The organism is Rhizobium sp. BK512 (assembly GCF_014194915.1).
GTDB lineage: Bacteria > Pseudomonadota > Alphaproteobacteria > Rhizobiales > Rhizobiaceae > Rhizobium.
In genome coordinates this window covers 861,218-882,143 of the sequence record NZ_JACIAS010000003.1, presented here as the reverse complement: position 1 = coordinate 882,143, position 20,926 = coordinate 861,218, and the positions used below count along the sequence as shown (strand labels likewise).

Sequence of the window (20,926 nt, the reverse complement as noted above, 5' to 3'; positions counted from 1 at the left end):
CGGGCAATCAGCCCAACGCATTCCGGTCTTCAAGAGGAGGAAATGACTATGCGAATGACGAAGTGCAGCATCCTTGCAGCCAGCATCATGGCTCTTGCCGCTGGAGTGGCACATGCAGATGTGACCCTCAGCGTGCTGATCGATACCAATCCGGAATCCATTGCCTCGTTCGATGCCGTTTCCAAAGCCTATATGGAAAAGCATCCGGACGTCACATTCGACGTCGAACAGCGTGCCGGTGGCTCTGAGGGTGATAACATCATCAAGACCCGGCTTGCTACGGGCGAAATGGCTGATATTTTTCAGTATAATAGCGGTTCACTCTTCCAGGCATTGAAGCCGCAGGAGACGATCGCAGATCTTTCCGACCTTCCGTCTGAAGCCGGCATTCTCGACAGTTTCAAGAAGGTCGTCACCAGCCCCGACGGCCACGTTCGCGGCCTTCCTTTTGGTCCCGCCATGGGCGGCGGCATCTTCTATAATAGAAAGATCTACGCCGATCTCGGCCTCACCCCGCCGAAGACCTGGGCGGAGTTCATGAGCAACAACGAGAAGATCAAGACAGCCGGCAAGGTAGCCGTGGCCCAGACTTACGGCACGACCTGGACGTCGCAGCTCTTCGTGCTGGCGGATTTCTATAACGTTCAGGCCGAGGTTCCGAACTTCGCGGGCGACTACACCGCCAACAAGATCAAATATGCCACCACACCTGCCGCATTGCGCGGTTTCGAACATCTCGAGGAGGTTGCGAAAGGCGGGTTCCTCAATGCGGACTTCGGCGCGGCCACCTTTGACGACGGTATGCGGATGGTGGCCACGGGAGAAGCCGCGCACTATCCGAATCTCACCTTCGGCATCGGCACCATCCAGCAGAATTTCCCTGACAACCTGAAGGACCTGGGCTTCTTTGCCCAACCCGGGACGGACGCTGCCAAGAACGGCCTGACCGTCTGGATGCCCTCGGCGCTCTATGCTTCCGCCAAGTCCGAAAACCTGGAAGAGGCCAAGAAATTCCTTGATTTCGTCGGCTCCAAGGAAGCCTGCGATCTGATGGCGAAAGCCGTTCCCTCAGGTCCTTATCTCGTCAAGGGATGCGAACTTCCGAAGGATATTCCGCCGGTCGTTTCCGACATGCTGCCCTACTTCAATGCTGACGGGCACAATGGTCCGGCACTCGAATTCCTGTCGCCGGTGAAGGGACCGGCGCTTGAGCAGATTACCGTCGAGGTCGGGACCGGCATACGCTCTGCCAAGGACGCAGCCGCTCTCTACGATCAGGATGTCGAGAAGCAGGCCAAGCAGCTTGGCCTGCCGAACTGGTAACCTTCCAGCCGCTCCCCCGCTCACCGCGTCGAGCTCTGAGTGGGGGACGCTTCACGGTGTCCGCATGACAACACGCAAGTCGCCTTATCCCTATTGGTTCGTACTGCCGGCGGCGGTGATATTCACCGTCCTCTTCCTGGTGCCAACGATCGCATCGTTCTGGTTCAGTCTCACACGTTGGGATCTCTTCACCACGCAGTTTATCGGTCTCGAGAACTACCGGCAGTTCTTCCGCGAGCCCTTCCTGATCCAGGGCCTGGTCAACACCATCATCTACGCGGTTCTGACGTCGGGCACGAAAACCGTCCTCGGTCTCCTCCTCGCAGTGCTGTTGACCTCAGGCCTGTGGGGACAAGGTCTGCTGCGCACCGTGATCTTCTTTCCGGTTCTCGTCTCGACGATCGGCGTCGGCATCACCTTCTCGGTGCTCATGCATCCGACCCGCGGGCTGATCAATGTCGCGCTTGCAGCCATTGGCATCCACGGCCCCGGCTGGCTGACCGATCCGGCTCTTGCGCTCTACTCCATCGTCTTCGTCGATCTCTGGAAAGGCATCGGCCTTGCGACCGTGATCTATATTGCCGGGCTCGCCTCAATCAGCCCGGACTATTATGAAGCCGCCCGTATCGATGGCGCGACCCGTACGCAGATGTTTTTCCGTGTCACGGTCCCGCTGGTGCGGCCCGCCACAGTGACGGTCGTGACGCTCTCGCTGATCGGCGGGCTCAGAAGTTTCGACCTGATATGGGCAATGACCCGCGGCGGGCCGGGCTTTTCCTCTGATGTTCTCGCAAGCGTCATCTACAAACAATACCAGGCAGGCTTCTATGGCCTTTCGACGGCCGGTAACGTGATCCTCTTCCTGCTCATCGGCCTCATCGTCCTGCCACTGACGGCCTGGTTCAATCGCAAGGAGGTGGATCTATGAGCCGCCGCCAGCTTTATACCGGGATTGCGGCACTGGCCGCCTGCAGCGTGATCTTCGTGCTGCCTTTCCTCTTCATCTTCGTAACGGCGGCCAAGACGAAACAGGATGCGGCTGCGCTGAAATTCAGCTGGCCGGCCGAGTGGCAGCTCTGGCAGAATTTCATGGAGGTCGTGCAGACCCGCAACTACATGCTGCTGCTCGCCTATTTCAATTCGACCGTTATCACCGTGGCGGCCGTCAGCCTGCTGGTATTGTTCGGCGCGATGGTCGGCTACGTGCTGCAGCGCCGCCCCTCGCGTTGGAATACGGTCATTTATGGATGTGTGCTCGCCGGCCTGATGATCCCGCCGGCCATTGTTCCGACCATCTGGGTACTGCAGCTGCTCGGCCTCTTCAAGACACTGTCGGGCATGGTGCTCATCCAGGTCGCCTATGGCCTCGGCTTCACGGTTCTGCTGTTTCGCAGCTTCATCGCAACCATTCCGCGGGATCTCGATGAGGCAGCGATCATCGACGGGGCAAAGCCGTTCCAAATCTTCTTTCGCGTCATTCTGCCACTTTTGAAGCCCGTCACCGTGACTGTCATTGTCGTCCAGTCTATTGCCATCTTCAATGATTTCACCAACCCGCTCTACTATCTGCCGGGCCGCGAGAACGTGACTGTGCAGCTGACGCTTTATAACTTCCAGGGCCAGTTCCAGACCCAGTTCAACCTGCTGTTCATGAACATCCTCCTGGTAACCATTCCGCCCCTGATCGTCTTCATCTTCTTCAACCGCCAGATCGTTGCAGGCATGACTGCCGGCGCAGTCAAGGGATAGGCCATGACATCAGTTGTTCTCGAAAGTGTCCGCAAGAATTTTGGCAGCCTGGAAGTCATGAAGGGCATTGATCTCACTGTTGAGCCGGGTGAGTTCTGCGTCTTCGTCGGCCCGTCCGGCTGTGGGAAATCGACGCTGCTCCGCATCATCTCGGGATTGGAGACGACAACATCGGGGCAGGTCTTCATCGACGGCAAGGACGTGACCGATGCCGAGCCATCCGAGCGCGGTATCGCCATGGTCTTCCAGTCCTATGCCCTCTACCCGCATCTGACCGTGGCGGAAAATATCGGCTTCGGCCTCTCGCTTGCCAGGCGCCCAAAGGCGGAAATCACCGAAAGGGTGAAGCAGACCGCCGATATCCTGCAGCTTTCGCATCTGCTCGATCGCAAACCAAGGGCGCTTTCGGGTGGACAACGGCAACGCGTCGCAATCGGCAGGGCGATCATCCGCAACCCCAAGGTCTTCCTGTTCGACGAGCCGCTTTCGAACCTCGACGCGTCGCTGCGTTCGCAGATGCGCATCGAGTTGACCGAGCTTCATGCCAAGCTCGGTGCCACGATGATCTACGTCACCCATGACCAGGTCGAGGCGATGACGATGGCCGACAAGATCGTCGTTCTGAACGGCGGCCAGATCGAGCAGGTCGGGACGCCGATGACGCTCTATAACAATCCGGCGAGCCCCTTCGTTGCCGGCTTCATTGGCTCTCCGAAGATGAACCTGTTCGACGGAGAGATCGCTGCGCGGGAGAATTGCCGGACCTACGGTATCCGGCCGGAGCATATCGCGCTCTCATCGATCGAAGGAAAGTGGCAGGGCAAGGTACGTCACATCGAGCGGCTCGGTGCCGACACGGTAGTCTATCTCGATGTACCGGAATTGCAGACGCTTGTCGTACGAACGGATGGCGACCGGCCGATCAAGATCGGAGAAATGCAATTCGCCTCGCCACTCGCCGAGAAGGAACACAGGTTCTCCTGATCTTACCGGACGATACGAAAGTCGCTCGGCACCTCGTCGAGCGCGGCCTCCTCTGTTTTCACCTCCGATACGGAGGAACCGGCGGGACCGCTCCAGAAACGCTCAAGCATGGAACCGGTGGCGGCTGGAGAGCCGACAATCAGAGCGCTGACCGAGCCGTCGGCCTCATTCCGCACCCAGCCGGTCAAGCCGAGCTGCAGGGCCTGATCGCGGGCCCAGGCGCGATAACCGACGCCCTGCACCCCGCCGGTAATGCGTACACGAAAAGCATCCTGGCTGGTTGTCATTTTGAAGTCCTCTCTGACATCCGGGTAGTCATTCCAGGCTGTCGCTCGTTCCAATCGCGCAAACGGTTCCGAGAGGCAGATCGAACGGCATCTCAACCGGCGACGGAGATGTTTCCTATCACTGAGCGTATATCGCGCCGGAAGTCGGATGGGGACATGCCGGCAATATTCCGGAACGACTTGTTGAATGCACTGATCGACCCGAACCCACTATCCATCGCGATCTGAAGCACATTCGAGCCCTCGCCCATCAACTGTGCCTGGGCATGCGAAAGACGCAGCAGATTGAGATATTTGCTGATCGTCATGCCGGTCGTTTTCTTGAACAGGTTCATCGCATATTTCGGATGGAGCTCGACCGCGCGGGCAATCTCGACCGTATCGATATCCTGCAGGAAATTGCTCGCGATGAAGTCGCACATGCGAGCAACGCTGCGGGACAAATGTGCGTTGGGCTGCTCAAGTTCGTCGGCGCTATCGTCGGGCGTCATTGAGTAGGAATCCAAGGCAATCCGCTCGATGCGGAGAAGCAATTCGTCAACGGCATGCTGCGTTTTCCGCGGGTCGCCGGACCTGGCATAGTCATACCAACGCGGAAAATTTGCCTCGTCGGCCGCATCGGTCGCAGATGTCAGCAGGATCTCCCCCTTCATCAGACGGGTGCCTATGGTCGGAGGCAGGCGCATCTTGAAGAAATAAACGAGCGGCAAATGCGCGCCGGCATAGAGAGAATCATCTGAGGATTCGTCCATCTGATGCGGCTGCCCGCCCCAGAACAGGCACATCTGACCGGCCTTGAGGCTGACTTCATGGCCATTCATGCGGTAGTGAACGTCGCCACGCATGATATAATTGACCTCGACCTGCGCATGCCAGTGCGGCATCGCCATGACCGGCGGATGGGCGTAAAACATCTGAAGCGCCATCGGCATGCCTTCAATGGTGCTCGCACCAGGCTGGTAAACAGGTTTGCCGACGACCTTACTTTCCGCCAATTCGATATTCCCTTTTTATGAGACAGCCGTTTCCGCCGCGTTAGATTAGCCCTGTTCGCTCAGCGACAGCAATTGAAAAGGGAGGATTTTCATGCGCTCTAAACTCATAACGGCAACGACAGCGCTCGTGCTGCTTGCATCCGGATCTGCCTATGCGCAATCCGCTACGCTTACCATCTGGAGCTGGAACGTCGCAGCTTCCGCTCTCAAATCGACGATCGAGGGCTTCAACAAGCAGTTCCCCGACATCAAGGTCGATGTCCAGGATCTCGGCAACCAGCAGGTCTTCGACAAGACGCTCGCCGCCTGCGCCGCCGGCGGCGACGGCCTTCCCGATATCGTGACGATCGAGAATTTCGAGGCGGAAATCTTCTGGAGCCGTTTCCCGGATTGCTTCGCCAATCTGAAGGATCTCGGTTACAACGCCGACATGCAGTCGAAATTCCCTGACTTCAAGCGCACCGAGCTTGAGATCGGCGATGTCGCCTATGCCATGCCGTGGGATTCCGGTCCGGTTACCGTCTTCTATCGTCGCGATTACTACGAAAAGGCCGGTGTCGATCCGAAGTCGATTGCAACCTGGGACGATTTCATTGCCGCCGGCAAGAAGATCTCGGCAGCCAATCCCGGCGTCGTGATGGGCCAGGCCGATTTCAACGGCGACAGCGAATGGTTCCGCATGCTCGCCAACGAACAGGGCTGCGGCTATTTCTCGACCGACGGCCAGTCGATCACCGTCAACCAGCCGGCTTGCGTCCAGACGCTGGAAAAAGTCAAGGCGATGAAGGATGCCGGCACGCTGACGGCAGCAAATTGGGACGAAAAGATCTCCTCCAACACCGCCGGCAAAGTCGCAAGCCAGGTCTTCGGCGGCTGGTATGAAGGCACGATCCGTTCCGGCTCTCCCGATCTGTCGGGCAAGTGGGGTGTCTACGCCATGCCCGGCATGAGCGCCGACAGCCCGCATGCTGCCAACCTCGGCGGCTCCTCGCTCGCCATCAATGCCAATTCGCAGAACAAGGAAGCAGCCTTCAAGTATCTGACATACGCACTCACCACCAATGAGGGCCAGGTCACGATGCTGAAGTCGTTCGGCCTCGTGCCGTCGCTGCTCTCGGCCGTGCAGGATCCCTTCGTCAACGAGCCACAGCCCTATTGGGGCGGCCAGAAGATCTGGGCCGACATCCTCGCTACCCTGCCGAAGATCGTGCCGAGCCGCGGCACGGCCTTCCAGACTGACGCGGACGCAATCTACAAGACGACGCAGACGAAGTATTTCGCCGGCGGCTATCCCGATGCGAAGGCGGCTCTCGACGACGCCGCCAAACAGATCGCCTCGGCGACGGGTCTTCCTATCGCTCAATGAATGGCAAGCCGGGTGCCTAAGCGCCCGGCCTCGCCTGCCGCGGGAGGCGGCAGGCGCATTCGTTTCGGTAAGGAGGTACCATGCCGATCAGAAACCGGAGCGCCTATGCGTTCCTAGCGCCCTATCTTCTGGTCTTCGCCGCCTTCTGGGTGTGGCCGATCATCAATTCATTTCTGATTTCGTTCCAGAACACACGCATCAATCCGTGGAAATTCAGCCTGCAGGCCAATTGGGGGCGCCTCTTCGCCGACCCGGCCTTCTATAACGCCGTCTATAACACGCTCATCATCCTGGTCATTCAGGTGCCGGTCATGATTACGCTGGCAACCATCATGGCCGTACTGCTCAATTCGCCGCTTCTGAAAGCGCGCGCCCTGTTCCGTTTCGCCTTTTTTGCGCCGGTCGTGGTTGGCGAGGTCGCCTATGCAGCGGTGTTCAGGCTGATGTTCAATCTCGATTTCGGCATCATCAACAAGCTGATCGGGGCAGCCGGTCTTGCCCCCGTTTCCTGGTTCGACAATGCCAATGCCGCCATGGTCGTCATCATTATCGCCGTTACCTGGCGATGGGCGGGTTACAACGCCATCATCATTCTGGCTGGCCTGCAATCGATCCCCGAGGATGTCTATGAGGCGGCAACACTCGATCGCGTCAGCAAGCTGCAGCAATTCTTCCACATCACCCTGCCCCTCCTGAAGCCGATCATCCTCTTCTGCGTGGTCTTGTCGGTCATCGGCACGATGCAACTCTTCGCCGAGCCCTTCCTGATCACCAATCGCGGTGGTCCAGGCGGCGGCACCGAGACACTGGGCCTGCTCCTCTATCGCCAGGGCTTCACCTCGCTGAATTTCGGCTACGCTTCGGCAATTGCCTATACGATGGCAGCACTCGCAGTGGTGATCTCGCTTCTCAATCTCTGGGTCGGGAGGGAACCGAAATGAGATCCAAGTCGCAATCGCTTCTCCTGCGCAAGATTGCCCTGCACGCTTTCCTTCTGCCGCTGGCGATCATCTGGCTCTTTCCGCTCTGGATGATGTTCGTCTTCTCGACCATGCCGGACTACGGCATTTTCAGCCCGCAGATCGTACTCTGGCCCTCAACCAATTTTGTCGCGAACTTCCAGAACCTGCAGGCGGACACGAACTTCATCGGCGCCATGATGATCTCAATCGTCGTCGCCACCGTCTATACCGTTCTGTCGGTGATGCTGACCTCCATGGCCGGCTGGGCGCTCGCCCGCTACCGCTTCGTCGGCCGGTCACTTGTCATCGCCATCATTCTCGGCACGATCACGCTTCCCTATTTCGTCGTGGTCATTCCGCAATTCATCATGGTGGCGCGTGAGTTCAAGCTCGCCAATACCTGGATCGCACTCATCGTGCCGCCGCTCTTCAATTCGCTCGGCGTGCTCTTCATGCGGCAATCCTTTTCCATGATGCCGAATGATCTTTTCGATGCGGCCCGCGTCGAGGGCGTCAAGGAGTGGCAGATCTTCCTGCGCATTGCATTGCCACTGGCGCGCCCGACCATGGCGGCACTGGCGATCATCCTCTTCCTCGCCTCGTGGAACAATTATCTCTGGCCGCTGCTGATCAATTCGAAGCCGGGCATGATGACGGCTCCTGTCGCACTCGGCGTGCTGATCGGCCTCACCAAGGTTTCCTGGGGCGGCATCATGGCGGGTGCAGTGCTTCTGACGGCACCGATCCTCGTCGTCTTCGTGGCTCTGCAGCGTCACTTCATCGCCGGCATTGCGGCCGGCGCAATCAAATAATCGAGGTGCCTATGGCAGAGCTTTCACTCAACAATATCGTCAAACGCTACGGCGCGCTTGAAATCATTCACGGCGCCGACCTCGACGTGAAGGACGGCGAATTTGTCGTCTTCGTCGGCCCCTCCGGCTGTGGCAAGTCCACGCTCTTGCGCATGATCGCCGGCCTTGAGGATATTACCGGCGGTGAACTGAAGATCGGCGGCCGTGTTGTCAACGACGTCGAGCCGGCCGACCGTGGCATCGCCATGGTCTTCCAATCCTACGCGCTCTATCCGCATCTGACCGTCGAGGAGAACCTGAGCTTCGGCCTGCGTATGAATGGCAATCCGAAGGCAGATACCGAACGGCGTGTGCGCCATGTCGCAGAGATCCTGCAGATTACTGAACTGATGAAACGCCGGCCGAAGCAGCTATCCGGCGGCCAGCGGCAGCGCGTCGCAATCGGCCGGGCCATCGTGCGCGAACCACAGGTCTTCCTCTTCGACGAGCCATTGTCGAACCTCGACGCGGAACTGCGGGTGCAGATGCGCGTCGAGATCTCCAGGCTGCACAAGCAGCTCGGCACGACGATGATCTATGTGACGCACGACCAGACGGAGGCAATGACGCTCGCCGATAAGATTGTCGTTCTGCGCGCCGGCAATATCGAACAGATCGGCGCGCCGCTCGATCTCTATGACGATCCGGCTAACCAGTTCGTCGCCGGCTTCGTCGGCTCGCCGAAGATGAATTTCCTCAAGGCCGAGGTGGCCGAGATACAGGCGGGCAAGGCGACAATCGTGCTTGTGGACGACAGAATGGTGCGCCTCGAGGTACCATTGCGCGACCCGTCCATCACATCGGGGACATCGGTCACACTCGGCATTCGGCCGGAGCATTTCGGTGAGGCAGGTCGGGGCGAAGCGGACCTGACGGTTGCCGTCGATGTCGCCGAGCACCTCGGCAACACCAGCTACATCTACGCAAACTTCGGCGGCGACCAGCTCATCATAGAACAGCCAGAATCCCGCAACCTCGGCAAGACCGAGCGGCTGACGGTGTCGCTGTCCGCCGCCCGCACCTTCCTGTTCGATACCGCCGGCAAGCGGCTTCGATAACGTGATCCCAAGACTGAAATACGAAAGAGGATAGTCATGACTTCAGATAATCCGATCCGCTGGGGCATTATCGGCCCCGGCACTATCGCCCGCACCTTTGCCGATGGCGTCGCGCATTCACGCACCGGCAAGCTCGTGGCCATCGCGACCCGCAACCCCGATAAGCCGGGCCTCGCCGACGGCTTTCCTGGCGCGCGTATCGTCAATGGTTACGAAGCACTGCTAGGGGACAACGAAGTCGACGCGATCTATATCGCCACGCCGCATACCGGCCACGCCGAATGGGCCATCAAGGCGATCCGCGCCGGCAAGCATGTGCTGGTCGAAAAGCCGATCGCTCTCTCAGCCTATGATGCCGAGGCGATCTACTATGAGGCGAAAAAGGCCGGCGTCTTTGCCGGTGAAGCCTTCATGTATCGCGTCCATCCGCAGACCGAAAAGCTGGTAGAACTCGTCAAGAGCGGCGTGATCGGCGAAATCCGCATCATCCGCTCGAGCTTCGGCTTCAGCATGGGGACATACAGGCCGGAACACCGCCTGTTTGCCAATGAAACGGCTGGCGGCGGCATTCTGGATGTCGGGGGCTATCCCGTTTCCATGGCCCGGCTGATCGCGGGTGCGGCGGCGGACAAACCCTTCCTCGATCCGGAAAAGGTTTCGGGTGTGGCCCATCTCGGCCAGTCCGGTGTCGATGAATGGGCGTCGGCCGTACTCAAATTCCCCAACGAAATCATAGCCGAGGTCTCATGCTCGATCATGGCGCAGCAGGACAATGTGCTGCGCATCATTGGCTCGCAGGGCCGTATCGAGGTGAAGGATTTCTGGTTCGCCTCCGGTCACAAGGGCGGGGTCGGCAAGATCGAGATCTTCAAGAATGGCGAGCAGGAAACAATCGAAGTCAAGGAAGACCGCTGGCTTTACTCCTTCGAAGCGGATGCTGCCGGTGACGCGATCCGCGCCGGCGAGAAGGAATTCCGCTCACCCGGCATGAGCTGGGCGGACTCGATCAACAATCTGAAGGTGCTCGACCAATGGCGCGCTTCGGTTGGCCTCGAATATGGTGTCGAGAAAGCCGCCAAGCGCACCGTGAACATTGCCGGCGACGCCGTCCGGCGCGGCAACTCCATTCCGCAGCGCCAGATCCCCGGCATTTCCAAGCCCGCTTCGGTCGTCACCCTCGGTTTCGAATTCTTCCCGAGTTTCGCAGCCGCCTCTCTGACGCTCGACACCTTTTATGAAGCCGGTGGCAATGTCTTCGATACGGCCTTCGTCTATGGCGGCGGCAAGACGGAGAGCATTTTTGGCGACTGGCATACAAGCCGGCAGGTACCACGCGAGGAGATCGTGCTGATCGGCAAGGGCGCCCATTCGCCGCTCTGCTATCCTGATGTCATCAGCAAGCAACTCGACCAGTCTCTCAACCGCCTGAAGACCGATTATGTCGATATCTACTTCATGCATCGCGACAATACCGATGTACCTGTCGGTGAATTCGTCGATGCCATGGATGCCGAGGTCAAGCGCGGCCGCATCCGCGGCATCTTCGGTGGCTCGAACTGGACGCGCGAGCGCTTCGACGAGGCGATTGCCTATGCCAAGAAGAACGGCAAGGCAGCGCCCGCCGCGCTTTCCAACAACTTCTCGCTTGCCGAAATGCTCGATCCAATCTGGGCCGGCTGTGTTGCCGCCTCCGATGACGAGTGGAAAAAGTGGCTGAACGAAAAGCAGATCCCGAACTTTGCCTGGTCGAGCCAGGGCCGCGGTTTCTTCACCGACCGGGCCGGCCGCGACAAGCGTGGCGACGAGGAGATCGTGCGCTGCTGGTATTCGGATCGCAATTTCGAACGGCGTGACCGCGCGATCGCGCTTGCCAAGGAGCTTGGCCGGCATCCGATCCATATCGCACTTGCCTATGTCATCGCCAAACCCTTCCCGGTCATTCCGCTGATCGGGCCGCGCACGATCGCCGAACTGGAAGACAGCCTTTCGGCGTTGGACATCAAGCTTTCGCCCGAACAGGTGAAATGGCTGGAAGCCTGATAGCCTCTCACGGAGAACGCGTTACGATAAGCGGCAGGCCTCAGCGCCTGCCGCTTTTCTGTTGCGCGACGGCGCACGGGCCGACGACAACTAATCCGTCAGTGTTGCATTCTCGCCATTGCCCTCAACCATAGGTCATCTAGTGTGTGCCCCGCACCAGGGAGCAAGGCAATGACGCGAACGGTTTGGCCGAAAGAAGTCCTGACGTCGGAGACGATGAATTTTCTTGACGGCATTCACCAGGAATGGTGTGCGGCCGCGCGTTGCGTCCGTAGCAGCAATCTCGGAATGGCAAAGGCGAAAGCGCTGGTCGACTGGTTCGAATTCGGTGTGCGCGATCGCGGTGAATTGCTCGGCCTGCTGTCGGAAGATTTTTCCGGCGCCGTCTGATGGCCCCACTTGTTTTTGCCGTATCGGCGCTACCTCACTCAGAACGATACAATGAGGAGACGCGCTTGCGTAAACATCTAGTATTATTCGGCATTATCCTGTTTCCAGCGGCAGCTTTCGCGCAATCTCCGGATCTGGAGGCGACATGTCAGTCAGTCGCCAAAGGCTTCTTCATGAGCGATCAGCTTTTGATCGGCACCGTTCAATCTTTCCCGGAACTCAAGCCACCCGGCGTCCGCATGACCTATTCGACGCGACCGGGGACCGCACCGGGAGAGATGACCGACGAGTTCGAGTGCGAATTCGACAAAGCCGACAAGCCGCATCATCTCGCGCGGTTCTGCGTGTCGAATACCTGTTATTCGCCGAGTGAAGATGATGCCGATCGAAAGCGCCGCTTCGAGGAAGCCCGAATTCTACTGGAGCGAACCGAGAAGTAATCTACCTATGCGCGACTAGCGGCGCGTATGAATGTCTCCGCTCTCACCGGCGCCTTGGAGCAAAGCAGCATCGTCGCGATCGTCCTCATCGATCAATTCCTGCATCGTCTCGTGTTCGTCGTCGTCGCTGAATTCGTCGGATGCCTGGAGCCAATGCCGAAGCGCCGCTCCTTCCGGTCGGCCCTCCTGCTCCCAAATCTCGTAGGCGCGCTGCCGAATTGCTTCTTCTTTGTCCCTAGCCATTCTGTTACCTCCAACCGCTCCAATCTGCCGGCGTCTTCTCGTCAGTGAGCAACGCCGGTGATCGGATCGACGATCGGCCGCTCGCTTTCATCCCTTGCGCCTGGCGGCTGGATGGTCGGCGGGGCAATGGACTCCCTGTCTGCACGATCCGCTGTTTCCGCAATCGGTCCGACATCCCTCGGACGGCGTTGTTCGGCTTTGGCGTTGGTGTCCTTCGTGCCCATGACGCATCTCCTTTTTCAGAAAACACCGGCATTCGTTCGAGGTTCCGCCGCAGAGTTCAAATGAGGGTCTTGCCAGGCCGCTCCGGCCGACTGGCGGGAGCGATATGGCGGAGCCGAGGATTTTCTCGGCTATCAGAACTTTTCGGTCGTATCGGCCTTGCCGTTGACCCAGTAACCTGAGGCCTTGATCCAGCTCAGCGGATAGCCGCGTTCTTCGACAAGATAGGCACGGATTGCCCGCACCACCGACGCCTCTGCTGCAATCCAGACGAATGTCTGGGGAAGGATGTCGATCCCGGCCAGAGCAGCAATCAGCGGTTCGGCATTCGTTGCATCGGAAAGAGGACGGTAGATCCAGCGGATCGTGAGTGCCGCTGATGTCTGGAAGGATTGCTGTTCTCCCGAATCTGCGACAGCGGCGATTGCCGTTATGGTCGTGTCGGCACCGCTCTCTTCGATCCGCCGGCCGATGGCGGGCAGCGCCGTCTCATCGCCGATCAGAAGCCATCTCTTCACGCTGCCGGCAACCACGGCGGAGCCGCGCGGGCCACCGATCTCAAGAGGCGCGCCGGGCTGGGCGTCGACCGCCCATTGCGTGGCCGGACCCGCCTCGTGCAGGGCGAAGTCGATCGTCAGGCTGCGGGCGGCGTTATCATAGCTGCGCGGCGTATAGTCCCGACGTTCCTCGGCGCCGCCGACGCCGGGCACGATGATCTTGATGTGATCATCCGGTGCAAGGCTGGTGAAATCGGCAAGATCATCGCCTTTCAACACGATGCGCCGCATGCCGGGCGTGATATCGGCCACACTCTCGACAATCAGCGAACGGCGGCGCAATTCATGGCGTACCCGCTCGATAGTGGGTGCTGGAAACGGGTGATGTGCGGATTGTTTGTTATCCATTTTGTCCTTCCGGGGCTTCGGGAAACGATCCGCAGGACACAGTCGCGCAGATCGAAGCCGCAAAGCCGTTCGATCATACGCGTTGAGTGACGTTAACGCTTACGTGGCCGGATCATCTTCGGCCAATAACGATCCCTGTTTAGCGAAGGCGAAAACGGGACGCAATAAAAACTTGAGTTTCACGCTCCATTTTGTGCATGATCCACACGTCAAATTCGACCCACAACCCTAAATCTGTCGGATGCACGATTTTCACACGCGATCGGTATGGTTCTTGCAACGTTACCAATATCCTTACGTTGGGGAGACCAAGTGTAATGGAATGGAACACATACGAACGCTTTCCCCCACTGGTGCTGATGCTGGGTGGCCGGGAAAAATACAGGGTCCTCAGGACGTTGAGAGACGCCGCTGAGGTTTTGATAGCGGACTGGCCGTCCGAGGACGGTGAGGAATATGTCGTGGCCGTCAAGGCCTGCGTCGATGCGATCACGGGACAGATCGATGTCGGTGAGCTGCAGGACGCCATTCGCCGTGCGGCGGCTGAAGCCGGCATTGCGATCTTGACGGTCGTGCACTGAAACCCGTCGCCCGTGGCCTAGGCCGCGGGCTGACAAAGGAAGCTTGCCGTCTCGCCCGAAAACCGCGACGATGCTGTCAGGCAAGGTTTGGCGATGATGAGATGGGCATAGGCCTGACGGCAACGGCGCTGGTTTCTGCCGTGTGGGTTATCATGGCGTCTGCGGTCAGCGCGGCCGAGCCATCCGTTCCCGAACCGGCTTGCCTTTACCGGGGCAACGCCGAGGACGGGCAGACGCTCTGCATTCGAAAAGATCACTTCAATGCCGATCTCTGCGCCGTCATGGACCGTTTCGCAGCAACCCATAACATTCCGCCTGCCTTCTTTGCCCGGTTGATCTGGCGCGAAAGCCTGTTCCGCCCGGAAGCGGTCAGTCCGAAGGGTGCAGAGGGCATCGCGCAATTCATGCCCGGCACAGCCCGAATGCGAGCGCTGGAAAACAGCTTCGATGTCGTCCAGGCGCTCAAAGCGTCATCCGCCTACCTTGACGAACTCAGGCTTCGTTTCGGCAATCTCGGACTTGCCGCTGCCGCCTACAATGCCGGAGAATCCGGCCTCAGCCGGTTTCTTTCCTCCGGCCGCCTGCCGATCGAGACCCGCGACTATGTGTTCGCAATTACCGGACAGACCGTCGAGACCTGGCGGGACAGCCCTCCGGAGGCCGCTGCGCCTGAGCTGCGCGACGGGATGGCGTTCCGCGAGGCATGTGTGGCGCTTGCCGAGACGCGGCAGATGAACGAGCCGGTCCTGACGGGATCGGCCGACTGGGCGCCATGGGGCGTACAGCTTGCCGCCCATTACAACCCGTCCGTGGCTGACCGGCTCTTCACCATATCGCTGGCAAAGCTTCCGGAACCGCTGAACGCCGAACGCGCCCTGATCGTGCGCCAGAGGGGCGGAAACTTCGGCTATCGTCCACGCTATGCCGCGAGAATCGGTCGGGAGACACGAGCCGAAGCGACCAAGCTTTGCAGCACGATCCGCTCGGCCGGTGTTGCCTGCACAGTCTTCCGGAATCGCTGATCCGAAGCACATTACAGCTCGCCCCTATCCGACAGTTTAGTGCCGACCTACCGCCAGGCTTGCTAAGTTGGTGAGATTACGCATCAAGGGGATTGAAATGATCAGACCTGTCGAAACTGCCAACAAGCATAACAGGACAGATACATCCGCACAGGAGCAGGACGAATATCTCGAGGAATCGCTCGAGGAAACATTCCCGGCAAGCGATCCGATCGCACCCGGTCGCCCGTCGCGGCAACCGCCAAAGGATGTCCCTCCAACTGACGGGACGTGATCGACAACCACCAGTATCGGTCCAGGAGCCAGCCGCTTCCAAGCCAAAAAATGAGTGCATCCCCAGTTGCTGCAATGCAGCCTGCGACTGCACGGATCGTGCATGATGCCTGCAAAGCACTGAGCTTGTTGAGACTATTGGGGAGTGTGCTATCGCCCGAAAACAATAAGGCGTCTGCCGGGGGAGGAGATCCAGCAGACGCCCTTATCACGCGTGGCGACGGGAGGAGGATGCCGCCACGTAGATGCTGGCTCGGGAGGAGGTAAGCCGCGTCTAGGACAAAGCGACGAGGGAGGAGTTTCATCGCTTCGTTGAGTTTGAATATAGGCCGATCGCTGCCGGCCTTCTAGGCATATATTTGCAAAGCTGCCATGCGCTATGCGTTAGAAGAATAGCTTATATGATACAAAAACGCGCCCGCCTTCATCCGGCGAGCGCGTTTGACATCAATCGAAAACTGGGTCTTAGCGGCCAGTAGCCGCGCGTGCGACGTCACGAATATCGCCACGAGCGATACCCAGGTCGTTCAGTTCACGGCTCGACATACGGCCAAGCTCAGCAACCGTTTGACGATACTTGCGCCAGTTATTGAAGGTGCGTGCGATGCTCATTACAATCCCCTTTCCGTGGGTCCAGCGACAGCTGCCAGGTATCGGCGCTTCGTTCGCTTTGATGAGGAATATATAATATGGGGCCGCGAAAATGAGTAGCGTTCAGACTACAGCTCACCCATGCATAAAACGCATAGATAGGCAGCGCATTGGCTGCTTATGAGGCAGTTTCCTATCCATGAGTATAGTTGAAGGAGGCTCGCCGAAGCCCCACGTGAACTCACGATCCTTCAAAGCCGCTCAGGGGCAAATCGATGTCTAGCTCAGTCTGCGAAACCTACCCCGGAATATGCAGTAAATCCCGCCTCGCATACCCACGTCCTCTCCGCCTGCACCATCCCGCAAACGACAATATAAAAAATGCGATCCGGCCATCTGTTGTCACTCTAACGACCAGCCTTCCAGTATTCCCGGCCAACCCGATATCTGCCCTGGAAGTCGGATCGGCGATTTCAATGCTGGGGCTGCTTGTCTTCGCCGCTCACGAGGAGATCGTGGCCGTCGCCCCCGCGGTCGCTTCCGCTCTCGAGCAGTTTTTTGCAAACGCACCCGCCGCCCTCTGGTAGCCGCAACATCACGTCCTGTTGCAAAGCTCGTCGGCATTACCCAAGTGCAGGCAGGTAGCGCTGGATATGACCGATGCTCTTTGAAGATTCACGACTGACAATTGGTGTCGTACTCCCCATGCAGGAGCGAGAACGGGGCGACATCGACTTCGGCCTTCAGCTGGAGCTTGCCCGTCGCGCCGATGAGCTTGGCTTCTCCGCAATCTGGGTCCGCGACGTCCCCTTGAACAGTCCGACCTATCCGGATCCCGTCGGTCATTCCGATCCGTGGGTATTGCTTGGTGCACTGGCGGCATCTACCCGCTCTATCGCGTTGGCTACCGGTGCGATCGTCCTGCCCTTGCGTCATCCGCTTCATATCGCCAAAGCGGCCCTGTCGATGGAAGTACTGTCATCGGGCAGGTTCGTTCTCGGATTTGGCTCCGGCGACCGTCCGTCAGAGTTTGCGGCATTCGACCGCAATGTTGACGACCGGCGCGAATTGTTTCGGTCCAACTGGGCCGTACTCAGCGATGCGCTTGAGGGCCATGCCGGCTCACAGACCGGCGAGGACCAGTTCGAGATCCGCCCGCGCAGCGGGCGGCGCGTGCCGCTGGTGGCCGTCGGTTCGTCCTCGCAATCGCTCGAATGGATTGCCAGAAACGCCGGCGCCTGGATGACCTACCATCGCCCCCTTAGCGCTCAGAAAGACCGGATAGCACTGTGGCATGGAGCGGTGCATCGCACGACCACCGAATTCCGTGGCATGGGTCAGGCGATGGCCCTCGATCTTGTGGATGCCTCATCAGACCATGTCGACGAGATCGCACTCGGATATCGAACCGGACCAGAAGGATTGCTCGCCGCACTCCGAGCCCTGCGCAATCTCGGCGTTCACCACGTCGCATTCAACCTGCTGGTCAATGGGCGCAAGGCTCTCGCAGATCTCGAGACCATCGCACGGGAAGTTCTGCCGCGGCTGAACCAGGCCACAGAACTGCAGGCGTCGCGATGATCTGCGGAGTGAGCGACTAGCGGTCGAAGAAATTCTGCCAAAGCTTTTCGCCAACAAGGCAATCCGTTGTCGGCTGGTTCATGGCAATTCTGCGGATCTGTGCTGGTGGCCCGAGTCCGCTTATTTCCCAGACGAGCTTCCGGCGGACGGCAACGGCGAAATCCTCGATCTTGTGGACCGGCAGAACGAAGGAGCCGGGGCCGCCGATCACGCAATCACCATAATATTTGTCGAGCCCTTCGGGCACGTCAGATGGCCGCAACATGATGGCCAGTCCATTGATGATGATGCCCGCCTTCAAAGCAGCATCGCGTGCAGGTGTGACGGGATCGCCGGAATTGTTGGGACCGTCGCCGGAAACGTCGATCACCTCACGATTTCCCTTATAGGGGCTCGCCGCAAGCATCGTTGCGCCTTGAACGATCGCTGCGGATATGGATGTGCGGCGCTGGGTGGCAATCGGCCGCGCCTCCAGTTTGTCGGCAAAATCCATCGCATCCTTTTCCGTCTCGATCACCTGCCAGTCGATAACGGAACCGGGCACGACATACCCGGCCCATTCAAAATAGCTGACGGCGATCCGCCCGGTCAGCCCTCCTTTCACAGCGTCGAGGAACTCCTTATGCCGCAGCGCCTCGACATAACCCTCGCGCTGGATGCGGACTTCTTCGTAATCCATCGAGCGCGAGGTATCGACGGCCAGCACCAACTCGACGTCGACTTCGTTTTGGCTTGATTGCGCGATCGTGGCGGCAGCGCCGGACAGGCTCGCGAGCATCGCAAGTGTCGTCAGCATGATCACTTCCCATCACTGCGTTATGTCGAGAACTCTAACATAGCCTGGCGTGGCCGCGACTGCCGTCAGATTGCATCCTGTCAATTTTCAGTGATGTCGGGTGCCATGCGATAATCGAACAGTATCTGAGGAGTCATGTCTCCGCGATCGGCTTCACCACTTGTGAAGAACTCATAGCCATTCTGCGGGACACTTGGCGATTCGCCCAGCAATGACGGAGATAGCATGCCGCTTCTGCAGTTTCCCGCCGACCGACGCACAGCCGATATCAGGCGCTGTGCCGAGGCCCTTCAGAACCTTCACGGCGAGGCCGCCAACCGCTTCTGGCGGACGGAGATGGCCGGGTTCGCAGCCAATTTGAGAGAACAGGGCTGCAGCGATGCTGAACTCTCGCGGCAGGCCGCCCTGTTCATGGATGCGATACAGATGGAGCTTCAGGTCGTCTACGCTGCAGCAGCAGAGCGATAAAAACACTACTTGGGAATGCGGTTGTAGAAGGATTGCGGGTCGTAGACGCACTCGTAGTCGAGGACGCACATTTCCCCGTTAGCTGCGCGCACTCTGGCCACGCTGTATTTGTCGCCCAGCTGGCATCGCGCCGGCGGGGAACGGAAGCTCCGGCCTCCAAGGCCCATGCGAACGAACACGGCCTTTTTCTGCTGGATAATTTGTGCAAGCTCGCGGCAGGAATGGTCGCGCGCGTTGACCTCTACGGCGTCCAGCGCAAAGGCAGCCGTAGGGAGCAAGAGGGCAGCCGCTAAAATCAAACTTCTCATAAGACCTCCTGATGCGGGCGGGTTGGCAACAGCACCTACGGGCTTCAATCACAAAAACTGGCGCCTATGTCGCGCCATAAAGGTAGGATTTGGGCGGATGGCAAACCAGATCTATCCATCCACATTGAAGACGTGCCGGCCTTAGATCTTGCCGCGTGTCGCAAAGACCAACGTCTTCAGTTGTTCTTCGTCGTGAACGCCCTGGCGGTAGAGTTCGATGATAATGGCAGCCGACCGGCTCACTTCCTCATCGTCGTCAGCAAGCCCGAATTCGGCCTTCACAATATCCAGCACTTTCTGGCATGTGGCGAGATCATCCGATGTCAACGCTTCGTCGCGAGGTTTGATGTGGCGGCTGATCATGATGCGTTCCCATGTTGGACCTGACACGTCGTCAATAAAGACATTTCTACCGCGCTTCGATTGACAGCGACAAATAGCCGGCGTCAAAGCCGGCAATCTTCTGCAGCTTGTCCCAGTCGATGATGGTAATCACTCTGCCCTCCCACGTGAAGGCCCTCTCCTTCCGCAGCGATTGCAGCGTCTTGTTCAGGTGAACGAGGGAAACGCCCAGAACATCCGCCATGGCGTTCTGTGTCAATGGTAGCTGAAAGCTCGGCCCATTCGTTCTGTTTACCGTTCGCAGCCGAACATAGAGCTCGCAGATAAGATGGGCGATATGCGCCTTCTTCGAGCGACGGCCCATCGCAACAATCCATTCGCGGTGCACCGCGCCGTCGACAAGCGTATCAAGCCATAGCAGCCGTGTCAGATGCGGATTGGTCTCGGTTATCGCCTTGAGTTCCTGGTGATCCACCGATGCAACACGGCAATTCGAAATCGCGAGAATGCCGTGGTCCATGACCTTCAGCGGAAAGGCATGAAGATCGACGAAATCGCCGGCTACTTGCAGCGCGGTGATCTGCCGGGTGCCGTCCTCCAAAACCTTATACCTGGCGGCAAATCCGTCGAGGAGCAGCGTGGAATGATTGGGTCGGCTTCCTTCGGAGACGAGGTCTTCGCCCGCGGCCACGGATCTTTCGCGACCGAAAATAGAGCGCAAGAGCTCGATTTCGGCAGCAGAGAGGACATCGTGACTTTCAAGATTGAGAAGGAGCGGCTCGATCACGAACGGCTCCCCCTCTTCGAGCCGGCGACTGAAAACAGATTATATTCCAACAGGGTAGAAAAGGGGAACAAATTGGACAGCCGGCACTTCATGGTGAAATATTCTGATGGTGGGAGCAGATGGCCCGATATTTTTTTGACCTTCACAATGGTGACGGCCCGATCCGGGACAATGAGGGAACGGAACTTGCGTCGCGAGCTGAGGTAGTCAGGGAAATGGCGCGAATCCTGGTGGATATCGCACGTGATGAACTGCCAGCCGGAGAGAGAACGATCATATCATTGACGGTCCGGTCCGAAGGGCGGCCAATTTCCGTTGCAAGCCTCGCCTTTTCAAACGAATGGCTGGATTGACCCCACCCT

The 20,926-nt window shown here is 58.8% G+C and carries 25 protein-coding genes and 1 pseudogene; 16 read left to right on the top strand and 10 right to left on the bottom strand.

What is annotated here, in order from left to right; genetic code table 11:
• Positions 1-42 precede the first annotated feature (42 nt).
• From FHX06_RS15015 to FHX06_RS15000, 4 genes are all read left to right on the top strand, one after another.
• On the top strand, positions 43-1,323 hold the full coding sequence (locus FHX06_RS15015; RefSeq protein WP_409564401.1) for an ABC transporter substrate-binding protein: 1,281 nt from the start codon (positions 43-45) through the stop codon (positions 1,321-1,323).
• Positions 1,324-1,387: 64 nt separating this feature from the next.
• Entirely contained in the window at positions 1,388-2,251 is an 864-nt protein-coding gene (locus FHX06_RS15010; RefSeq protein ID WP_112545311.1) for a carbohydrate ABC transporter permease, read from the top strand.
• Complete coding sequence (locus FHX06_RS15005; protein ID WP_113210352.1) at positions 2,248-3,072, top strand: carbohydrate ABC transporter permease; 825 nt, start codon at positions 2,248-2,250, stop codon at positions 3,070-3,072. Before FHX06_RS15010 ends, FHX06_RS15005 begins: the two co-directional genes overlap by 4 nt.
• A 3-nt stretch (positions 3,073-3,075) precedes the next feature.
• A complete protein-coding gene (locus FHX06_RS15000; protein ID WP_113210353.1) occupies positions 3,076-4,056 on the top strand; it encodes an ABC transporter ATP-binding protein in 981 nt (326 codons plus the stop codon).
• 2 nt (positions 4,057-4,058) lie between these two features.
• On the opposite strand, the gene FHX06_RS14995 is transcribed toward FHX06_RS15000, so the two are convergent.
• Positions 4,059-4,343, bottom strand: coding sequence for an acylphosphatase (locus tag FHX06_RS14995; RefSeq protein ID WP_183879873.1), 285 nt, complete (start codon positions 4,341-4,343; stop codon positions 4,059-4,061).
• A gap of 92 nt (positions 4,344-4,435) precedes the next feature.
• Entirely contained in the window at positions 4,436-5,344 is a 909-nt protein-coding gene (locus FHX06_RS14990) for a helix-turn-helix domain-containing protein (protein ID WP_112545308.1), read from the bottom strand.
• A gap of 85 nt (positions 5,345-5,429) precedes the next feature.
• Between FHX06_RS14990 and FHX06_RS14985 the strand changes: the two genes are divergently transcribed.
• The 7 genes from FHX06_RS14985 (at position 5,430) to FHX06_RS14955 (ending at position 12,445) form a co-directional block, all read left to right on the top strand.
• Complete coding sequence (locus tag FHX06_RS14985; protein WP_112545307.1) at positions 5,430-6,704, top strand: ABC transporter substrate-binding protein; 1,275 nt, start codon at positions 5,430-5,432, stop codon at positions 6,702-6,704.
• Between the two features lie 80 nt (positions 6,705-6,784).
• Entirely contained in the window at positions 6,785-7,645 is an 861-nt protein-coding gene (locus FHX06_RS14980; protein ID WP_112970297.1) for a carbohydrate ABC transporter permease, read from the top strand.
• Entirely contained in the window at positions 7,642-8,478 is an 837-nt protein-coding gene (locus FHX06_RS14975) for a carbohydrate ABC transporter permease (protein ID WP_112545305.1), read from the top strand. Before FHX06_RS14980 ends, FHX06_RS14975 begins: the two co-directional genes overlap by 4 nt.
• An 11-nt stretch (positions 8,479-8,489) precedes the next feature.
• Positions 8,490-9,575, top strand: coding sequence for an ABC transporter ATP-binding protein (locus FHX06_RS14970; RefSeq protein ID WP_183879871.1), 1,086 nt, complete (start codon positions 8,490-8,492; stop codon positions 9,573-9,575).
• 36 nt (positions 9,576-9,611) lie between these two features.
• Complete coding sequence (locus FHX06_RS14965; RefSeq protein ID WP_183879869.1) at positions 9,612-11,615, top strand: aldo/keto reductase; 2,004 nt, start codon at positions 9,612-9,614, stop codon at positions 11,613-11,615.
• 171 nt (positions 11,616-11,786) lie between these two features.
• The gene (locus tag FHX06_RS14960) at positions 11,787-12,005 is read left to right on the top strand and encodes a hypothetical protein (protein ID WP_183879867.1); all 219 of its coding nucleotides are present in this window, start codon (positions 11,787-11,789) and stop codon (positions 12,003-12,005) included.
• A 65-nt stretch (positions 12,006-12,070) separates the two neighbouring features.
• Positions 12,071-12,445, top strand: coding sequence for a hypothetical protein (locus FHX06_RS14955; protein WP_112545301.1), 375 nt, complete (start codon positions 12,071-12,073; stop codon positions 12,443-12,445).
• A gap of 18 nt (positions 12,446-12,463) precedes the next feature.
• On the opposite strand, the pseudogene FHX06_RS14950 reads toward FHX06_RS14955, so the two are convergent.
• From FHX06_RS14950 to FHX06_RS14940, 3 genes and pseudogenes are all read right to left on the bottom strand, one after another.
• Positions 12,464-12,688, bottom strand: a pseudogene (locus FHX06_RS14950) (DUF2934 domain-containing protein); the annotation flags it as partial.
• A 41-nt stretch (positions 12,689-12,729) separates the two neighbouring features.
• Positions 12,730-12,912, bottom strand: a complete 183-nt coding sequence (locus FHX06_RS14945) for a hypothetical protein (RefSeq protein WP_183879865.1) — start codon at positions 12,910-12,912, stop codon at positions 12,730-12,732.
• Between the two features lie 132 nt (positions 12,913-13,044).
• Positions 13,045-13,815 carry a siderophore-interacting protein gene (locus FHX06_RS14940; protein ID WP_183879863.1) on the bottom strand — a complete coding sequence of 257 codons (771 nt, stop codon included), beginning with the start codon at positions 13,813-13,815 and terminating at the stop codon, positions 13,045-13,047.
• A gap of 317 nt (positions 13,816-14,132) precedes the next feature.
• Here FHX06_RS14940 and FHX06_RS14935 point away from each other — a divergent pair, with 317 nt between their 5' ends.
• Together FHX06_RS14935 and FHX06_RS14930 are read left to right on the top strand one after the other, a co-directional pair.
• Positions 14,133-14,396 (top strand): DUF982 domain-containing protein, encoded by a 264-nt coding sequence (locus tag FHX06_RS14935; protein WP_112545298.1) that lies wholly within the window; start codon positions 14,133-14,135, stop codon positions 14,394-14,396.
• Positions 14,397-14,497: 101 nt separating this feature from the next.
• On the top strand, positions 14,498-15,418 hold the full coding sequence (locus FHX06_RS14930) for a lytic transglycosylase domain-containing protein (RefSeq protein WP_113114323.1): 921 nt from the start codon (positions 14,498-14,500) through the stop codon (positions 15,416-15,418).
• A gap of 738 nt (positions 15,419-16,156) precedes the next feature.
• Here FHX06_RS14930 and FHX06_RS14925 read toward each other — a convergent pair.
• Positions 16,157-16,303 (bottom strand): DUF1127 domain-containing protein, encoded by a 147-nt coding sequence (locus tag FHX06_RS14925; protein WP_112545296.1) that lies wholly within the window; start codon positions 16,301-16,303, stop codon positions 16,157-16,159.
• Between the two features lie 639 nt (positions 16,304-16,942).
• Here FHX06_RS14925 and FHX06_RS14920 point away from each other — a divergent pair.
• Positions 16,943-17,863 carry a TIGR03571 family LLM class oxidoreductase gene (locus FHX06_RS14920; RefSeq protein WP_183879861.1) on the top strand — a complete coding sequence of 307 codons (921 nt, stop codon included), beginning with the start codon at positions 16,943-16,945 and terminating at the stop codon, positions 17,861-17,863.
• Positions 17,864-17,879: 16 nt separating this feature from the next.
• On the opposite strand, the gene FHX06_RS14915 is transcribed toward FHX06_RS14920, so the two are convergent.
• Entirely contained in the window at positions 17,880-18,659 is a 780-nt protein-coding gene (locus tag FHX06_RS14915; RefSeq protein WP_113202019.1) for a DUF1194 domain-containing protein, read from the bottom strand.
• A 225-nt stretch (positions 18,660-18,884) separates the two neighbouring features.
• On the opposite strand from FHX06_RS14915, the gene FHX06_RS14910 reads away from it, so the two are divergent.
• The gene (locus FHX06_RS14910; protein ID WP_113114326.1) at positions 18,885-19,127 is read left to right on the top strand and encodes a DUF6074 family protein; all 243 of its coding nucleotides are present in this window, start codon (positions 18,885-18,887) and stop codon (positions 19,125-19,127) included.
• A gap of 5 nt (positions 19,128-19,132) precedes the next feature.
• On the opposite strand, the gene FHX06_RS14905 is transcribed toward FHX06_RS14910, so the two are convergent.
• From FHX06_RS14905 to FHX06_RS14895, 3 genes are all read right to left on the bottom strand, one after another.
• Positions 19,133-19,435: a hypothetical protein gene (locus FHX06_RS14905; RefSeq protein ID WP_112545293.1), complete on the bottom strand. Its 303-nt coding sequence runs from the start codon at positions 19,433-19,435 to the stop codon at positions 19,133-19,135.
• Between the two features lie 141 nt (positions 19,436-19,576).
• A complete protein-coding gene (locus FHX06_RS14900; protein WP_112545292.1) occupies positions 19,577-19,798 on the bottom strand; it encodes a hypothetical protein in 222 nt (73 codons plus the stop codon).
• Positions 19,799-19,844: 46 nt separating this feature from the next.
• The gene (locus FHX06_RS14895; RefSeq protein ID WP_183879859.1) at positions 19,845-20,564 is read right to left on the bottom strand and encodes a Crp/Fnr family transcriptional regulator; all 720 of its coding nucleotides are present in this window, start codon (positions 20,562-20,564) and stop codon (positions 19,845-19,847) included.
• 119 nt (positions 20,565-20,683) lie between these two features.
• On the opposite strand from FHX06_RS14895, the gene FHX06_RS35595 reads away from it, so the two are divergent.
• Positions 20,684-20,917: a DUF6894 family protein gene (locus tag FHX06_RS35595; RefSeq protein WP_112970285.1), complete on the top strand. Its 234-nt coding sequence runs from the start codon at positions 20,684-20,686 to the stop codon at positions 20,915-20,917.
• The last annotated feature ends 9 nt before the right edge of the window (positions 20,918-20,926 follow it).

What these genes read in the sequence shown, in the direction of transcription:
- FHX06_RS15015 (WP_409564401.1), top strand. Translation starts at nt 43, where the DNA reads ATGACTATGCGAATGACGAAGTGCAGCATCCTTGCAGCCAGCATCATG.
- FHX06_RS15010 (WP_112545311.1), top strand. Translation starts at nt 1,388, where the DNA reads ATGACAACACGCAAGTCGCCTTATCCCTATTGGTTCGTACTGCCGGCG.
- FHX06_RS15005 (WP_113210352.1), top strand. Translation starts at nt 2,248, where the DNA reads ATGAGCCGCCGCCAGCTTTATACCGGGATTGCGGCACTGGCCGCCTGC.
- FHX06_RS15000 (WP_113210353.1), top strand. Translation starts at nt 3,076, where the DNA reads ATGACATCAGTTGTTCTCGAAAGTGTCCGCAAGAATTTTGGCAGCCTG.
- FHX06_RS14995 (WP_183879873.1), bottom strand. Translation starts at nt 4,343, where the DNA reads ATGACAACCAGCCAGGATGCTTTTCGTGTACGCATTACCGGCGGGGTG.
- FHX06_RS14985 (WP_112545307.1), top strand. Translation starts at nt 5,430, where the DNA reads ATGCGCTCTAAACTCATAACGGCAACGACAGCGCTCGTGCTGCTTGCA.
- FHX06_RS14980 (WP_112970297.1), top strand. Translation starts at nt 6,785, where the DNA reads ATGCCGATCAGAAACCGGAGCGCCTATGCGTTCCTAGCGCCCTATCTT.
- FHX06_RS14975 (WP_112545305.1), top strand. Translation starts at nt 7,642, where the DNA reads ATGAGATCCAAGTCGCAATCGCTTCTCCTGCGCAAGATTGCCCTGCAC.
- FHX06_RS14970 (WP_183879871.1), top strand. Translation starts at nt 8,490, where the DNA reads ATGGCAGAGCTTTCACTCAACAATATCGTCAAACGCTACGGCGCGCTT.
- FHX06_RS14965 (WP_183879869.1), top strand. Translation starts at nt 9,612, where the DNA reads ATGACTTCAGATAATCCGATCCGCTGGGGCATTATCGGCCCCGGCACT.
- FHX06_RS14960 (WP_183879867.1), top strand. Translation starts at nt 11,787, where the DNA reads ATGACGCGAACGGTTTGGCCGAAAGAAGTCCTGACGTCGGAGACGATG.
- FHX06_RS14945 (WP_183879865.1), bottom strand. Translation starts at nt 12,912, where the DNA reads ATGGGCACGAAGGACACCAACGCCAAAGCCGAACAACGCCGTCCGAGG.
- FHX06_RS14940 (WP_183879863.1), bottom strand. Translation starts at nt 13,815, where the DNA reads ATGGATAACAAACAATCCGCACATCACCCGTTTCCAGCACCCACTATC.
- FHX06_RS14935 (WP_112545298.1), top strand. Translation starts at nt 14,133, where the DNA reads ATGGAATGGAACACATACGAACGCTTTCCCCCACTGGTGCTGATGCTG.
- FHX06_RS14930 (WP_113114323.1), top strand. Translation starts at nt 14,498, where the DNA reads ATGGGCATAGGCCTGACGGCAACGGCGCTGGTTTCTGCCGTGTGGGTT.
- FHX06_RS14925 (WP_112545296.1), bottom strand. Translation starts at nt 16,303, where the DNA reads ATGAGCATCGCACGCACCTTCAATAACTGGCGCAAGTATCGTCAAACG.
- FHX06_RS14920 (WP_183879861.1), top strand. Translation starts at nt 16,943, where the DNA reads ATGCTCTTTGAAGATTCACGACTGACAATTGGTGTCGTACTCCCCATG.
- FHX06_RS14915 (WP_113202019.1), bottom strand. Translation starts at nt 18,659, where the DNA reads ATGCTGACGACACTTGCGATGCTCGCGAGCCTGTCCGGCGCTGCCGCC.
- FHX06_RS14910 (WP_113114326.1), top strand. Translation starts at nt 18,885, where the DNA reads ATGCCGCTTCTGCAGTTTCCCGCCGACCGACGCACAGCCGATATCAGG.
- FHX06_RS14905 (WP_112545293.1), bottom strand. Translation starts at nt 19,435, where the DNA reads ATGAGAAGTTTGATTTTAGCGGCTGCCCTCTTGCTCCCTACGGCTGCC.
- FHX06_RS14900 (WP_112545292.1), bottom strand. Translation starts at nt 19,798, where the DNA reads ATGATCAGCCGCCACATCAAACCTCGCGACGAAGCGTTGACATCGGAT.
- FHX06_RS35595 (WP_112970285.1), top strand. Translation starts at nt 20,684, where the DNA reads ATGGCCCGATATTTTTTTGACCTTCACAATGGTGACGGCCCGATCCGG.